We start from the raw sequence: 12,887 nt of genomic DNA, 5'->3' as shown, positions 1-12,887 counted from the left end.
TCACTGCGCGTGGGCCTTCGCCAGGTCGAAAGCCCGGCCATGGCGCACCATGCCGGCGTGGAAGTCCTTGCTGAGCGCGGCCAGGGTGACGGCGCCGAACCGCTCCATCAGCAAGGCTTCGGCGTCTTCGAAGGCGCCGGTCAGCGCCTTGTTCACGGCCGCCTCGACCAGGCAGCCTGGCGAATCGCTGCGGTTGCCCATGGCGAAGATCTCGGGCGACCCGAGCGCTTCGTAGATGTCGCGCAGCGTCACCCGATTGAAATCGCACGAGATCGTCCAGCCGCCGCCATGGCCTTTCTCGGAATGCACCAGCCCCTGGTCGCGCAGCCCGCCCATGATGCGGCGGATGACGACGGGGTTGGTCTGCATGACGTGGCCCAGGTCTTCCGAGGTCATGGGGCCGGGCGCCTCGGCCATATGCAGCAGGACATGCAGCACGCCGGAAAGTTTGCTGTCTCTTCTCATGCAACGCATGCTATTGCATGAGACGCGCCGGGGTCAAACGGCGTCACCCCGCGGGGACGGTCAACTGCGCCTGGCCGACCAGCTGCCTTTGCCGGCCGCCGTGCCGCTCATCGTCTTGCCGTTGACTTCGCCGGTATAGCGCACGCCGTTGGCGCTGAACGAAATCGCGTTGCCATTCAGGCGGGCGTCCGATATGTCGGCCGATCCCAGCTTGCCCGACAGCATCTGGTACTGCTGCGTCAAGTGCAGCGTCTGGCCGTCGACCTCCCATTTTCCCTCCACCTTGGCGGGCACGATCCAGAGCAGCGCGGTGCAGTAGGTGGAGCAGTCCTTGGTGACGGTTTCGGCCGCGTCGGGTTCCCAGTCGCCCATGCGGAACGTGTTGGACACCACCCGGGTGCCAGGCGGCAACTGCAGCAGGGTGGGCCGCAGTTTTTCGTTGATGGTCGACAGCAGGAACATGGTGATCACGTCTGCCTTGGACAGGTCGGTCTGGAACAGGTCGGCCGCCACAAAGGTGGCGCGGTCCGCGACCCCGGCCCGTTGCGCGTTGCGGCGCGACAGTTCCACCAGGTCGGGGTTGTATTCGATGCCTTGCGCGGTCAGGCCGCGCTGCGCGGCGGTGATCACGGTGCGGCCATCGCCGGAACCCAGGTCCATCAGCCGGTCTTTCGGCGTGACCTTGGCCATGTCCAGCATCTTGTCCACCAGCGTCTGCGGCGTGGGCACCCAGATCACGTCCTTGCCGTCCTGGCCGACGTCCGGCACGTATTCCTCTTGGGTCGCAGGCGTTGCAGCGGGCTGGGCGGTGGCGATGGACGCATAGGCCACGGACAGAGCCATGGCGGTAGCCACCAGGATGGCCCGGCGCCGGGGCAGGCGCGGAAGGCGGCTGGCGACAGGGGGGTGAGTCGAGGGTTGCATAGTGGGCTCTCCTTGTAGGTCAACAACTGCAAACGAACCGCGGGCGTGGCGTGCGCCCGCCAGGAAAAACACGCGCTAGCCCGGCAACCGGGCAGGTTTGAGCAAGCGCAGCATGGGGATGCCGGCCGCCAGGACGGCCAATCCGATCAAGGCGCCGGCGCCCGCATAGACCGCGCTCGAATAGACCAGGCCGGCGCAGGTCAGGCCCAGCAGCAGCGGGGGCAGGGGATAGAGCGGTACGCGGAACGGCCGGGGCTGCTCGGGATCCAGCTGGCGCAGGCGCCACACCGATGCCGCCACCAGCAGCATGAAGATCCAGAAGACCGGCGCGGTATACGCCACCAGCGTCTGCACGCTGTTCTGGCTGAAGGCGCCCAAGGCCACCAGCACCAGGGTGATCGCGCCTTGGGCCAGCAGGGCGGCGACCGGCGTTTCTTTGCGGGCGCTCCAGCCCGCCAGCGCGTGCAGCCGCGGCACGTCGCGGCCCAAGGCGTAATAGACGCGGGCGCCGGTGATGATGGTGCCGTTGATGGTGCTGAGCGCGGTCGCGCAAATAGTCAGGCTGAGCAGCGCGGCGGCGTAGGGGCCGGCCGCCAGCTGCATGACATCGGCGCCCAGCGCGGGGGTGTCGCGCAGGCCTTGCAGGCCGAAGATCTCCAGCAGCGCCAGGTTCGTCAGCACGTAGGCGCCCGTCACGATGGCCGTGCCGATCAGCAGCACCCGGCTCATGTTGCGGCCGGGATTGCGCAGTTCGCCGCTGAGGTAAGCGGCTTCGTTCCATCCGCCATAGGTCAGCAGCACGAACACCATGCCCATGCCCATCAGGCCCGCCGGGCTGCCGGCAAGGGGCGAGGGCGTGGCGGCCGCGGCAGCGTCGCCCGACGCGGTCAGGCTGGCGAGCAGTACCGCCCCCAACGCGGCGAGGGTCAGTACGGTGAACACCCATTGCAGCCGTTTGGAATAGCGCGTGCCCACGATATTCAGCGCGGTCAGGGCCGCTACCGAGATCGCGGCGTGCGCCGCCGGACCGTAGGCGCCCAGCGGCATCAGGCGCTGGGCGTAGTCGCCGTAGATGTAGGCGACGACCGCGATCGCGCCGGTCTGGATCACCGTACAGCGGGCCCAGGCAAACATCAGGCCCACGCGCGGGCCCCAGGCCCGGGTCAGGTACAGGTATTCGCCGCCGGCGCCGGGATAGGCCGAGCCCAGTTCCGCATAGCACAGCGCGCCGACCAGCATCACCAGGCCGCCCGCGCACCACAGTGCGATGTACATGGCCTCGGAGCCCGCATGTTGCGCGACCAGCGGCGGAAACCCGAAGATGCCGATGCCGATCACCACGCCGACCAGCACGACGATGGCGTCCATGACCGATAACCCCGGTTTCGCCTCGTCAAGCATACGGGGCGAAATCGCGGCGGCGCGCGGACGGATCAGTGTCATGGGAGCTCTCGGAGGGGCGGCGGGAGACAGGTACGGCGCGTGCCGGAGAAGGCGCCTGACGATAACCTGAACAATTAGCGACCGTTACGAGTGCAATAAAGTTTCTGCGGGTTTTCCCCGAAAAGACGATGTATTCGTGCAAAAGCGCCGAATAGCATCGTCTATTTGACTTTAATTTAGCTATGTATCATGTTGAATTAATTGAATTAAACGGCTTTATTAAAGTGAATTAGTTAAAGTAACTTCTTAATATTGGAGCGCTGTCATTTTCTAACGTTGACCGTCATGGACCGCGACGGCGTCCTTCGTCAGCCCCCCTAATCGGGAATGCACTCGGCCACCCGTGCCCATCACCAGCGCGAACAGGATTTCGCCGGCACGCGGCGCATCCTGGATGCCGATTTCGATGCTGTTGAAGTGGCTGCGCACGTAAGACGCATGGATGTAATGCACGGGCACCATGACGCGGTATCCGGCAACCGCCACGGCCTTCACCGCGGGCACCATCGCCTTGGGTTCGCCCAGCACCGTTCGCATCGCCCAGCCGCCGGCCTCGTGCCAGACGGCGCCATGCTCCATCTCGCCATCCAGGCCGACGATCGCGGCCTTGCTGTAGACCTCGATGTTGTCCTTGCCCAGCGTGTCGACCAGTTCGGTGGCCAGCAACGTGCCCAGCGTGCGCAACTCGGCCATGAACGGCATCAGGTCCGGTTCGTACCGGCCTGCGTAGGGGTTCTTGATGACGGCGCACGAGGCGGCCAGTTTCAGCGGCCGGGCGGGGGCCGGGCCGTTTTCGTGGAAGGTGGTTTCAACGATCAGGCAACGCTTGCGGATTTCAATCAACGACATGGGAAGTTCCGTTAGGTAGAGGGAATGAAAGGCGTCATTGCGGCGGAATGCCGGTTTCCTTGACGATCGCGGCCCATTTGTCGATCTCGGCCACCACGAAGGCGCCGAACTCGGCGGGGCTTTGCGTCTTTACGGTCAGCCCCTGGCGGGCGTAGGTTTCCTGCAGTTCCTGGTTGGCCAGAGCGATATCCAGGGAGCGGGCCAGCCGGTCGGCCACGGGCTGGGGCAAGCCTGCGGGCCCCATCAGTCCGAACCAGACCGTCAGGTTGAAGCCCGGGGCGCCGGATTCGTTCAAGGTAGGGATGTCGGGCGCCAGCGGGAAACGGTCGGGCGTGCTGACGCCGTACGTCTTGACCTTGCCGGCACGGGCTTGCTGCAAGCCGTTGGCCAGGTCGGTGAACGTCAGGTCGACGGTGCCGCCGATGACGTCGGTCAGCGCTTGCGGGCCGCCGCGGTACGGGACGGCGGTGACGGTGATGTCGCCCATGGCGGCGAGCTTGGCGCCGAACACCTGCGCGCTGCCCGATCCGTAGGCGTAGGTGAGCTTGCCGGGGTGCTGGCGGCCATAGGCGAACAGTTCGCCCACGTTGGCGCCTGCCGTCTTGGGCGCGCCCACCAGCAGATACGGCGTTTCCGCGACGGCGCCAATGGGCGCAAGGTCTTTCGCCGGGTTGTACGGCAGGTCCTTGAACAAGCTGACGCCGCTGGCGGCGGTAGAGACGCCCACCACCACCAGCGTATAGCCGTCGGGCTTGGCGCGCGCCACGTCGTGGGTGCCGATGATGCCGTTGGCACCGGGCTTGTTTTCCACGACGACGGGCTGGCCCAGGTCGGTGGCCATGTGCTTGCCCAGGCTGCGCGCCACCACGTCGGTGATGCTGCCGGGCGGGAAGGGCACGACCATCCGGATCGGGTGGTCGGGAAAAGCGGGGGCCGCCGGCGCTGGGGCGGCGGCAGTCAGCCCCAGCGCCAGGGCGATGGAGGTGGCGGTTCTGTGCATGGTGTTGTCTCCCTGATGGCGGATAGGCCTTTGTTATCGGTGTCGTGCCGCGCGCTTAACCGGCGCCGTGCCGCGTTTCCAGATAGCGGTAGATCTCCGTGTTGTCCGCGGCAGCGGGCAGGGCTTGCAGCGCCTGTTGCCACAGACCGGTGCATAGCGACAGTTGCGGCGCCGGCACGCCCGACAGTTGCTGCAGGCTGTCCGCGGTGCGCAGGTCCTTGGCCATCAGCGCCAGGGCGAAACCGCCATTGAACGTGCGCGGCACGATGAACTGGGCCAGCTTGGTTTCAGTGGCGACGTTGCGCCCGCTGGACGCGTTCAGCACTTGGGTGAAGATCGCCGGGTCCAGATCCATCCCCTGGGCGATCAGCATCGCTTCACTGGCCGCCAGCAGGCCCGCGGCGTAGACATAGTTGTTCAGCGCTTTCATGGCGTGCGCCGAGCCCACCGCACCGGTGTGGATCAGGGTCGCCCCCATGCGGGACAGAATCGGCCGCACCCGTTCCAGGTCGTCGGCCAGTCCGCCCGCCATGATCGCCAGCGTGCCGTTGGCGGCTTTGGCGACCGCGCCGGATACCGGGGCATCGATCAGCGTGATGTCCGCCTCATGCAGTAGCGGCGCCAGCCGCAGGGTGTCGGCCGGGTTGGACGAGCCCATGTCGATCAACGTCGCCCCGCGCGGCAGCAATGCTGCCAGGCCGGGCGAATCGGGCCCGCCTTCAATGACCGCGTTGGTGACCGCGCTATTGGGCAACATCGTAATGACCACCTCGCAGTCCGCCAGGTCGGCCAGACCGGCAGCCGGCCGCAGCGTGAGGTTCCAGGCGGGATGGGCCTTCAGGCGATCGAACCGCTGCGGGTCTCGGTCGTAGGCGCGGATGCAGAAGGCTTCCGCGCCGGCCAGGTTCTCAAGCATCGGCAGGCCCATCATGCCCAGGCCGATGAATCCCAGTTTCAACGTCATGCAATCCCTTTATCGAAACGGCCGGATCGGCGTCCGGCGACGACTCTGGATGCTACCGATGGGGCAGAATTTCCTCTTATGCTAAGTTGACCGGGGGATATAACAATTGATTATCGGAACAGAGCAATGCGGTTCAAGCTGAGGCAGATGGAGGTGTTCCGGGCGGTGATGCTGACCGGGTCGATGAACGGGGCGGCCAAGCTGCTGTTCGTGTCGCAACCGGCGGTCAGCCGGCTGATCGCGCATACCGAGCAAAGCCTGGGCCTGCAATTGTTCGCCCGTGACAAGGGCAAGCTCACCCCCACGCCCGAGGCGCACCGGCTGTTCGAGGAAGTGGGGCCGCTGTTTGAAGAGGCGCTGCGTATCGATGAATTCGCGCGGGATCTGGCCGCAAGGCCGGAAGGGGCGCTGACCTTGTGCTCCAGCCCCAGCCTGGGACTGAACTTCCTGCCGCCGGTCATGGCGCGGTATCTGGAACGCTATCCGAACGTCCGGCTGAAATACCACACCACGCTGCTTGCGGACATGGGGCACGAGCTCTTGGGGCGCAAGGCCGAGCTGGCCGTGTCGGTACTGCCCATCGACCACCCCAATCTGATCGTCGAACCGTTCGCCACCGGGCAGATGGTCTGCATCCTGCCGACGGGGCATCCGCTGGCGGCCCAAGCGGAAGTGGGGCTGGCCGAACTGGCCGCGTACCGGCTGGTCCTGTACAGCCGCAACATCCCTTTCGGCCAATTGGTGGCGGCGGCGTTCCAGCGGGCAGGCGTCGCCTGGACCGCGTCGGTCGACATCGTGCGGGCCGAACTGGCTTGCGCACTGGTGCGGGCGGGCGCAGGGGTGGCGATCGTGGACCAGTTCTCGGTGGGGCAGGACGGGTGGCCGGGGCTCGTCGTGCGGCCGCTGCGCGAATCGATCCCGTTGGCGTTGAGCCTGGTGCGGTCCCGCTTCGATGCGCCCAGCCGCCACGCGCAGCGGTTCGTGCGGGTGTTAAAGGAATATGCCGGAACCCGGGCGGGGCTCGGCCCCGACCCCGGAGGGTCGGGCGGCGTTGACCCGGGGATTGCCTAGCCGGCCAGTTGCCTGCAGAGTTCGGCCGCGTATTCCTGGCCGCCGCGCATCCGCAGGTACTCGGCATGGCGCTGCCGATACACGGGGTTGAACGTGTCCAGGCGCTGGCGTCCGCGGAACAGGTCTTCCATGCCGGCGCGCTTCCAGATCATCGTGTCCGCGCGGACTTCCGCGCGGGTCTTCATGCCTTTGCTCTGCATGCTGCGGTAGCTGGCCAGCTTTTCGGGCGGGGCGTCGCAGGTCGCCAGCACGGCCGCGGGTGGCACGGCGGGCGCCAGGGGTTGCGCCTGGGCGGTCGCACCGGTAGCGGCAAGCGCCAACGCAAGGAACAGCGGGCGAGAGATCGTCGTCATGGCATTCACCGGTTGGCGTTGGCAAGGCCGCGCTCAAGCTCAAGCGCCTGTTGATACTCGGGGCCCGTGCGCATGCGCACGTAGTCGGCATAACGTGTGCGGTAGTCCAGCCCGAAAACATCGGGCTCCAGTTCGCCGCGGTGCAGGTCGGCCAGGCCAGCCTGGGTCCAGAGCCTGAGGTCGGCGCGGACTTCTGCGCGGGTCTTGGACGACGGCTGGTAGACCTGGGCCGGATAATCCTGTTCGCCGTAAGTGACGAGGCCGGCGGCTTTGGCCTGCTGCAATTCGGTGGCGACCTGTGCCCGGGTCTTGGGCTCGGCCAGCGCGGCGGGGGCCGCGGCAGCGAAAGACACGGCAAGGGCCAGCAGCATCGATAGGCGTTGAGTCGGACGGTTCATTGTTTCTCCATGGAACGGGTTGGGCGTACCAACAAGTCTAGGGAGAGGCCTCCGACAGGAAGCGGACCGCCAGATTAGTTTTCTGTAATGTCGCGCGCGGCGTCGTTGACGCGCGGCTTCGACACGCTGAAGCCGATGACCGTCGACCGTCCTTCTGACCGCACGAAGCTGCTTCCGCCGTGCATGCGGGCGATGGCTGCCACGATGGCCAAGCCCAGTCCGTGATGGTCGCCGTCGAACCCGCGGGCCTCATCCGTCCGGTAGAAGCGATGGAACAGGCGCGGCAGATGCTCCGCCGGTATGGGTTCACCGGCATTGCGCACGGCGATCTGCACCTCGTGCGCGCCGCGTTCGGATACGCTGATGTCGATCACGCTGCCCTGGTCGGCATAGCGGACCGCATTCGACACCAGATTCGACACCGCCCGCTGGAACAGCCGGCGGTCGATGGCGGCGGTGGCCCCGCCGAACACGCGAATCAGCAGCCCGGCCTCCAGGGCTTCCGCCTCGTGGTATTGACCGACTTCCTCGACCACGCCGGCCAGATCGCCCTCCCAGGTGGCGCGAGCCTGCGCGCCGCGGTCGGCTTGGGACAGGAACAGCATGTCGTTGACGATGCTGGACAGCCGGTGCAGCTCCTCCAGATTGGAGCCCAGGATCTCGCGCAGGGCGTCCTGTGATGGCCGGGTCTTCAGCGCCAGTTCCGTTTCGCCGATCAGGGTCGCAAGCGGCGTGCGCATCTCGTGCGCCACGTCGGCGTTGAAGCCCTCCATCTGCACATAGGCGCGCTCAAGCCGTTGCAGCACGGCGTTGAACTGGCGCACCAGCGGTCGGACTTCGTCGGCCTGGCCGCTTTCGTCCAGCCGTTCGCCGATGCGATCTGGCGACAACTGGGCGGCTTGGGTAGCCAGGGCGTCCAGTGGCGCCAGGCCCCGGCGTACCAGCATCGTGGCGACCATGGCGGCCACGATGGCGCCGACCAGCGCGCAGCCGAACAGCGTCCAGGCCAGGGCGCGGCGCAACCGGATGTCGGGCGTGATGTCCAGCACCAGTTCGGCGCTCATGGAATCTCCCGGCGTGCTGGGGTGGGGCAGCGAAAAGGTGATGCGACGGTCGTGGTCGACGTCGTTGTCGCCGCTGATCGGGCTGCCGTAGGCGACCTTCTCGCCGTCGATCTCCAGTTCCAGCGAGAAATCCGGACGTCCGTAGAAGAAATCATCAAGCTTGTGGCGCAGCCGCGCCGAGTCGCCGCTGCCGCGGTTCTCTTCGACCAAGTGGCGGATCACCTCGACTTTCTGCTGAAGCAACGCGTCCTGGCGGTAGCTGAGGTTGAGATTGGTGGCGTAATAGACCGCCATGCACACCAGGCCGAGCGCAATGAAAGTCTGGATAGCGAGCCAGCGCGACAGCCAGCGGCGCAGCGATCGGGGGCGGCGGACGGCGGGCATCAGTCTTCGCGGATCTCAAGCACGTAGCCCATGCCGCGCACGGTATGCACAAGCTTCTTCTCGAACGGGTCGTCGATCTTGCCGCGCAGCCGTCGCACCGCGACTTCGACCACATTGGTGTTGCTGTTGAAATTGATGTCCCACACCTGTTCAGCCAGTTCCAGGCGGGACAGGACTTCGCCCTGTTTGCGCATCAGCAGCGCCAGCAGGGTGAATTCCTTGGCGGTCAGGTCCAGGCGCACGCCATCGCGGCTGGCGCGGCGGCGCAGCAGATCCAGCTCCAGCCCGTCGACCCGCAACAGGTTCTGGCTGCGGATCTCCGTAAGCTGGTGCCCGCTGCGCCGGCCCAGCGCCAGCACCCGGGCCAGCAACTCAGACAGCGCGAAGGGCTTGACCAGGTAGTCGTCGGCGCCGTCGCGCAGCCCCTTGACCCGGTCTTCGATCTTGTCGCGCGCGGTCAGCATCAGCACCGGCGTGCGAGAGAAGGCCCGGATGTCGCGCAGCACGGAGAACCCGTCCATGCCGGGCAGCATCACATCCAGCAAGATCAAGTCGTACAGGCCTTCGCGGGCCAGATGCAGGCCGTTGACGCCGTCGTGCGCGACGTCGACGACATAGTTGTGTTCGGTCAGTGCCCGCCGCAGATATTCGGCCAGCTTTTTCTCGTCTTCGATTACCAGGACTTTCATGGGGGCCAGGAAGAAGGGGGCAAAGGCGGCAGCGCCATGCCGCAATGGCCCGTCGGTACGGGCCGGCGGGGCGAGCCGCCCCGCAAGGGGCGTCCGTGGCGATTTTACGGCGCAATCGCATTGGAAGAGCGGGCGGCCGCCGCCGGGGCAGCGGCCGCGCCGGATGGGCGGCCTTGGAGGCCGGCCCGGGAATCAACCCGGAATCACCTCGGAATCAACCCGGCGTATAGATGTCGGCCAGGCGGGCGCGCTCGGCCGGCGTGACGGCTTCGACTTCGGCCAAAGCGTCGGCGCGGGTGCGGGACGTGCCCTGCTTGGCCCAGGCGGGCTTGGGCAGGTTGCGGTAGGTCAGGAACCATTGGCGTTTGTCGGCTTTTGCCTCGGCCAGTTCGGCCTCGACCTGATCACGGGATTTGCCGCCGGCCGCGTGTTCGGGGGCGATGGTGTAGCCGATCTCGGTGTCCGTCTGGTGCCAGACGCTGTTCGCACTGGCCAGGGCAGGCACGCTGATCAGGGCGGTCAAAGCGAGGGTGGCGGCGATACGGGTCTTCATCAGGAATCTCCTCGGTGCGTGCGTCGGACTGGCGGCGGTTGCCTGGCCAGCGCCTACACGCTGTTTGTGAAACGGTGGAGACACTTTACGAATTCAAGTTCGTCAATTCGCATACACCCTGATTACGAATTCGTAATGCCGCGAACCTTACGGAAATGTCATGTCGCGGTCGAGATTTTGACGAGGGCGCCTGGATACAGTGCCGGCACACCCATCCTCTTGATCCCCGCCTGGCATCGCCGCAGGCTGTCTTCGTTGGTTGACCCATGCGTTTATCCGTCTTACCGCTTGCCGTCGCGGCCTTGGCCGCAGCGTTCGCCTTGCCTGCCCGCACCGCGGCGCAGCCCCTGACCCTGGAACGCGCCATGTCCGCCGCGTTCGACAACAACCCGGGTTTTGCCGCCGCGCGCAACGAGGCCGCGGCCAGCGAGGGCCAGCTGACGCAGGCCGGCCTGCTGCCCAATCCGTCATTGGAGGTCAGCGTGGACGACACCCAGAAAGCCACGCGCACCACGACCACGATGCTGAGCGTGCCGATCGAAACCGGCGGCAAGCGCGGCGCGCGCATCACGGCAGCCGGCCTGTCGCGGGATATCGCGCAGCGCGACCTGTCGGCGGCGCGCGCCAGTCTGCGGTCCGCGGTGATCGCCGCCTTTTTCGAGGCGGCCGTGGCGCAGGAGGCCGTGCGCGTCGCTCGCGGCAATACGGATATCGCCAATAGCGCATTGCGCCTGGCCGAGCGGCGCGTGGCTGCGGGCAAGGCGCCGCCGCTGGAAAGCAGCAAGGCCCAGGTGGAGCTGGCCAATGCGCGCATCGAGGCCCGCGCGGCAGACGCGGCGCTGGAAGCCGCCCGCCGCAAGCTGGGCTTGCTATGGGGCAACGCCCAGCCCGACTTCGACCGCGTCGACGGCAAACTGGACGCCTTGCCCCAGCGGGGTTCGCTGGACGATCTGAGCGCGGCGCTGAGTGATGCGCCCTTGATGCAAGGCGGCCGGCTGGCCGTGGACCTCGGCCGGGCGCAGCTGGAAGTCGAGAAGAGCAAGCGCTATCCGGACATCACGCTCAGCGCCGGCGTGGCCCGCGACAACGAGGCCGGCCGCAACAAGGCCCAACTGGGCGTATCGATCCCGCTACCGCTGTTCGACCGGAACCAGGGCAACGTCTATGCGGCCACGATGCAGGCCTACAAGGCGCAAGACACCTATCGCGAACTGGCGGCGCGCCTGACGGGCGACTTGCTGCAGGCCGTGTCCCAGTTCGACCTGGCGGTGGGGGCCGCCCGCGAATACCGGGGCGCCGTGCTGCCTGGGGCCGCCCAGGCCTATGACGCCGCCCGCAAAGGTTTCGAAGCCGGCAAGTTCGGCTTCCTGGAAGTGCTGGACGCCCAGCGCACGCTGTCCCAGGGAAATATCGCCTACCTGACGGCGCTGGCCTCGGCCTACCAGGCCTCCGCGGAAATCGACCGCATTCTTGGACGTTGAAAAGAACCCCAAACATGGCAAAGCATCGAACTGAATCCGTCCGCGCACGCAACGCGCTGGCCATCGCCGTCTTGTCCGGCTTGTTGTTTGGCCCGGCGGGTGCCGCGTGGGCGGATGCGCCGGCCAAACCGGGCCAGTCTGCGCCACCCGCCACAGGCGCGGGCCACGGGCACGCCGAAGGGGAGGCCGACCACGACGAAACCGGGAACGAAGAAGAAGGGAAGGTGACGCTGTCTGCCGAACAGATCGCCGTAGCGGGCATCAAGGTCGCCGTCGCCGCGCCGGCCTCGGTGGCCCGCTCCGCGGCGTTCCCGGGCGAAATCAAGTTCAACGCCGACCGCACCGCCCACGTCGTGCCCCGCATGGCGGGCGTGGTCGAAAGCGTGTCGGCCGACCTCGGCCAGCAAGTCCGCAAGGGCGATCTGCTGGCCACGGTTTCCAGCGCGGCCTTGTCGGAACTGCGCAGCGAATGGCTGGCGGCCGTGAAGCGGCGCGACCTGGCGGCGCAGAACCATCAACGCGAACGCCGGCTCTGGCAAGAGAAGGTGTCGGCCGAGCAGGACTACCAACAGGCCCGCACCGCGCTCGAAGAAGCGCGGATCGCCGTCCAGAACGCCGAGCAGAAATTGCGCACGGCGGGCGCATCGCCTCAGTCCAGGGACCTGGGCATTCTGGAAATCCGGGCGCCGTTCGACGGCGTCATCGTGGAAAAACACATCGCGCTGGGCGAGGCGCTGGCGGACACCGCCAGCATCTTCACGCTGTCGGACATGCGCACGGTCTGGGCGGAATTCGTGATTGCGCCGAAGGACCTGCAGGACGTGCGCGTGGGCGAGCGGGCCCGCGTCGCCTCGGCGGCATTCGCCGACACCGCGGACGGCAAAGTGTCGTACATCGGCTCGCTGCTGGGACAGCAGACACGCACTGCGACCGCCCGCGTCACGCTGGACAACCCGGACATGGCCTGGCGCCCGGGCCTGTTCGTGTCCGTCAACGTCGTGGTCCAGACCTCCGACGCGGCGGTGGCCGTCGCCGCCGAGGCCGTGCAGACGATCGAAGACCGGCCGGCGGTGTTCGTCGAGGTGCCCGGCGGCTTCCAGGCTCAGCCGGTAACGCTCGGCAAGCAGTCTGAGGATCAGGTCGAGGTGCTGGCCGGCCTGGAGGCCGGCACCCGCTACGTCACCCGCAACGCCTTCGTCCTGAAGTCCGAGCTGGGCAAAGCCAGCGCCGATCACGCGCACTGAGCCGG

The 12,887-nt window shown here is 66.9% G+C and carries 14 protein-coding genes; 3 read left to right on the top strand and 11 right to left on the bottom strand.

Translation table 11 applies throughout. The features are described 5' to 3' along the window. The 6 genes from ACO6D5_RS10290 to ACO6D5_RS10265 all read right to left on the bottom strand — a co-directional run bounded on the left by ACO6D5_RS10290 (position 1) and on the right by ACO6D5_RS10265 (position 5,645). Positions 1-465 (bottom strand): Rrf2 family transcriptional regulator, encoded by a 465-nt coding sequence (locus tag ACO6D5_RS10290; protein WP_315845478.1) that lies wholly within the window; start codon positions 463-465, stop codon positions 1-3. A gap of 60 nt (positions 466-525) precedes the next feature. Further along, positions 526-1,389, bottom strand: a complete 864-nt coding sequence (locus tag ACO6D5_RS10285; RefSeq protein WP_485825310.1) for an SAM-dependent methyltransferase — start codon at positions 1,387-1,389, stop codon at positions 526-528. Between the two features lie 75 nt (positions 1,390-1,464). Beyond that, the gene (locus ACO6D5_RS10280; protein WP_485825339.1) at positions 1,465-2,790 is read right to left on the bottom strand and encodes an APC family permease; all 1,326 of its coding nucleotides are present in this window, start codon (positions 2,788-2,790) and stop codon (positions 1,465-1,467) included. A gap of 312 nt (positions 2,791-3,102) precedes the next feature. Continuing rightward, complete coding sequence (locus ACO6D5_RS10275; RefSeq protein WP_315845480.1) at positions 3,103-3,681, bottom strand: amino acid synthesis family protein; 579 nt, start codon at positions 3,679-3,681, stop codon at positions 3,103-3,105. A gap of 34 nt (positions 3,682-3,715) precedes the next feature. After that, entirely contained in the window at positions 3,716-4,681 is a 966-nt protein-coding gene (locus ACO6D5_RS10270; RefSeq protein ID WP_485825309.1) for a Bug family tripartite tricarboxylate transporter substrate binding protein, read from the bottom strand. Positions 4,682-4,736: 55 nt separating this feature from the next. Next, positions 4,737-5,645, bottom strand: a complete 909-nt coding sequence (locus ACO6D5_RS10265) for an NAD(P)-dependent oxidoreductase (RefSeq protein WP_485825308.1) — start codon at positions 5,643-5,645, stop codon at positions 4,737-4,739. A gap of 126 nt (positions 5,646-5,771) precedes the next feature. On the opposite strand from ACO6D5_RS10265, the gene ACO6D5_RS10260 reads away from it, so the two are divergent. Further along, the gene (locus ACO6D5_RS10260) at positions 5,772-6,716 is read left to right on the top strand and encodes a LysR family transcriptional regulator (protein ID WP_485825307.1); all 945 of its coding nucleotides are present in this window, start codon (positions 5,772-5,774) and stop codon (positions 6,714-6,716) included. On the opposite strand, the gene ACO6D5_RS10255 is transcribed toward ACO6D5_RS10260, so the two are convergent. From ACO6D5_RS10255 to ACO6D5_RS10235, 5 genes are all read right to left on the bottom strand, one after another. After that, a complete protein-coding gene (locus ACO6D5_RS10255; RefSeq protein ID WP_485825306.1) occupies positions 6,713-7,069 on the bottom strand; it encodes a DUF4148 domain-containing protein in 357 nt (118 codons plus the stop codon). The genes ACO6D5_RS10260 and ACO6D5_RS10255 overlap by 4 nt on opposite strands. A 5-nt stretch (positions 7,070-7,074) precedes the next feature. Further along, complete coding sequence (locus ACO6D5_RS10250; protein ID WP_315845485.1) at positions 7,075-7,467, bottom strand: DUF4148 domain-containing protein; 393 nt, start codon at positions 7,465-7,467, stop codon at positions 7,075-7,077. A 74-nt stretch (positions 7,468-7,541) separates the two neighbouring features. Further along, positions 7,542-8,915 carry a heavy metal sensor histidine kinase gene (locus ACO6D5_RS10245; protein ID WP_485825305.1) on the bottom strand — a complete coding sequence of 458 codons (1,374 nt, stop codon included), beginning with the start codon at positions 8,913-8,915 and terminating at the stop codon, positions 7,542-7,544. Next, the gene (locus ACO6D5_RS10240; protein ID WP_485825304.1) at positions 8,915-9,604 is read right to left on the bottom strand and encodes a heavy metal response regulator transcription factor; all 690 of its coding nucleotides are present in this window, start codon (positions 9,602-9,604) and stop codon (positions 8,915-8,917) included. The genes ACO6D5_RS10245 and ACO6D5_RS10240 overlap by 1 nt, the downstream gene beginning before the upstream one ends. 214 nt (positions 9,605-9,818) lie before the next feature. After that, on the bottom strand, positions 9,819-10,157 hold the full coding sequence (locus ACO6D5_RS10235) for a DUF4148 domain-containing protein (RefSeq protein ID WP_485825303.1): 339 nt from the start codon (positions 10,155-10,157) through the stop codon (positions 9,819-9,821). A 266-nt stretch (positions 10,158-10,423) separates the two neighbouring features. On the opposite strand from ACO6D5_RS10235, the gene ACO6D5_RS10230 reads away from it, so the two are divergent. Next, positions 10,424-11,638 (top strand): TolC family protein, encoded by a 1,215-nt coding sequence (locus ACO6D5_RS10230; RefSeq protein WP_485825302.1) that lies wholly within the window; start codon positions 10,424-10,426, stop codon positions 11,636-11,638. A gap of 14 nt (positions 11,639-11,652) precedes the next feature. Continuing rightward, entirely contained in the window at positions 11,653-12,882 is a 1,230-nt protein-coding gene (locus ACO6D5_RS10225) for an efflux RND transporter periplasmic adaptor subunit (RefSeq protein ID WP_485825301.1), read from the top strand. Positions 12,883-12,887 lie beyond the last annotated feature (5 nt).

This window comes from Achromobacter sp. (assembly GCF_057314935.1).
The sequence above is the reverse complement of the archived record's forward strand: the minus strand, read 5'-3'. Positions and strand labels throughout refer to the sequence as shown.

What these genes read in the sequence shown, in the direction of transcription:
- ACO6D5_RS10290 (WP_315845478.1), bottom strand. Translation starts at nt 465, where the DNA reads ATGAGAAGAGACAGCAAACTTTCCGGCGTGCTGCATGTCCTGCTGCAT.
- ACO6D5_RS10285 (WP_485825310.1), bottom strand. Translation starts at nt 1,389, where the DNA reads ATGCAACCCTCGACTCACCCCCCTGTCGCCAGCCGCCTTCCGCGCCTG.
- ACO6D5_RS10280 (WP_485825339.1), bottom strand. Translation starts at nt 2,790, where the DNA reads ATGCTTGACGAGGCGAAACCGGGGTTATCGGTCATGGACGCCATCGTC.
- ACO6D5_RS10275 (WP_315845480.1), bottom strand. Translation starts at nt 3,681, where the DNA reads ATGTCGTTGATTGAAATCCGCAAGCGTTGCCTGATCGTTGAAACCACC.
- ACO6D5_RS10270 (WP_485825309.1), bottom strand. Translation starts at nt 4,681, where the DNA reads ATGCACAGAACCGCCACCTCCATCGCCCTGGCGCTGGGGCTGACTGCC.
- ACO6D5_RS10265 (WP_485825308.1), bottom strand. Translation starts at nt 5,645, where the DNA reads ATGACGTTGAAACTGGGATTCATCGGCCTGGGCATGATGGGCCTGCCG.
- ACO6D5_RS10260 (WP_485825307.1), top strand. Translation starts at nt 5,772, where the DNA reads ATGCGGTTCAAGCTGAGGCAGATGGAGGTGTTCCGGGCGGTGATGCTG.
- ACO6D5_RS10255 (WP_485825306.1), bottom strand. Translation starts at nt 7,069, where the DNA reads ATGACGACGATCTCTCGCCCGCTGTTCCTTGCGTTGGCGCTTGCCGCT.
- ACO6D5_RS10250 (WP_315845485.1), bottom strand. Translation starts at nt 7,467, where the DNA reads ATGAACCGTCCGACTCAACGCCTATCGATGCTGCTGGCCCTTGCCGTG.
- ACO6D5_RS10245 (WP_485825305.1), bottom strand. Translation starts at nt 8,915, where the DNA reads ATGCCCGCCGTCCGCCGCCCCCGATCGCTGCGCCGCTGGCTGTCGCGC.
- ACO6D5_RS10240 (WP_485825304.1), bottom strand. Translation starts at nt 9,604, where the DNA reads ATGAAAGTCCTGGTAATCGAAGACGAGAAAAAGCTGGCCGAATATCTG.
- ACO6D5_RS10235 (WP_485825303.1), bottom strand. Translation starts at nt 10,157, where the DNA reads ATGAAGACCCGTATCGCCGCCACCCTCGCTTTGACCGCCCTGATCAGC.
- ACO6D5_RS10230 (WP_485825302.1), top strand. Translation starts at nt 10,424, where the DNA reads ATGCGTTTATCCGTCTTACCGCTTGCCGTCGCGGCCTTGGCCGCAGCG.
- ACO6D5_RS10225 (WP_485825301.1), top strand. Translation starts at nt 11,653, where the DNA reads ATGGCAAAGCATCGAACTGAATCCGTCCGCGCACGCAACGCGCTGGCC.